Origin of the sequence: Martelella alba (assembly GCF_005217455.1) — a bacterium.
Taxonomy (GTDB): Bacteria; Pseudomonadota; Gammaproteobacteria; order Enterobacterales; family Enterobacteriaceae; genus Acerihabitans.
This window is the reverse complement of the sequence record NZ_SZPQ01000162.1, coordinates 1-719: the sequence shown is the minus strand read 5'-3', so window position 1 is coordinate 719 and position 719 is coordinate 1. Positions and strand designations below refer to the sequence as shown.

2 protein-coding genes are annotated in these 719 nt (G+C 45.6%); both read left to right on the top strand.

The features are described 5' to 3' along the window. A partial coding sequence (locus FCN80_RS27160) for a hypothetical protein (RefSeq protein ID WP_230492992.1) occupies window positions 1-183 on the top strand: 183 nt, incomplete at its 5' end. Further along, the gene (locus FCN80_RS26215) at window positions 161-418 is read left to right on the top strand and encodes a hypothetical protein (protein WP_136993288.1); all 258 of its coding nucleotides are present in this window, start codon (window positions 161-163) and stop codon (window positions 416-418) included. The genes FCN80_RS27160 and FCN80_RS26215, both read left to right, overlap by 23 nt. Window positions 419-719: the final 301 nt, after the last annotated feature.

Genomic DNA, 719 nt, shown 5'->3' with positions numbered 1-719 from the left:
TGTTTGGCGATTGATCAGATCGCACAATCCGGGCTGAGTTCCCTCAATGTGATCTATTATTCTGCGCAGCTATTTAGCGCCGTGGGAAATGTGACTTCATCTATTAGTACGGAAATGAGTTCAGATACATCGGAGAAATTAATCAAAAAGGTGGAAAATAATGGAAACTTACCACCCAAATAAATTAATGCCAAGCATATTGTTTTCGATGATAATTATCAGCTTGGTTGTGATTGCCGTGATCTCTGCTAGCTTAATCACTAAAGTCTTTTTATCCGGAATATTATGGATATCAAACGGTGAATTCGATATGACACGGCACGATGTATGGCGTATTACAAAAATGGGCATCGGTGGAGGTGGAATAATGGGAGTAGGTATAGTTTTACTCCGTCTCTTTAAAGTAAAAGGTTTTTAGCCAAACTTTGCGCCTTCCTAAAATCCCGGCCTCTGCGCCGGGATCTTATTTTAACCGTCAGCCCGTTAACCCGCCTCAGGCAATATCAACAGTCGTCCTGGCGCCACCCTTACCCGCAAGAGCTGGCCTGTGGCGAATCCAGCCTCGCTCAGCTAATCACCCTTAAGGTATAGGCCGGGGTGACGACTGTAATAACTGGTTAATCCTGTTCCGACCACGCCAACGGCAACATCAATCCGATATTTGACCAGGAGCAAGCGCACAGGCGTTTGCAGCAGGCGCAGCTTATCATCGATTTGGG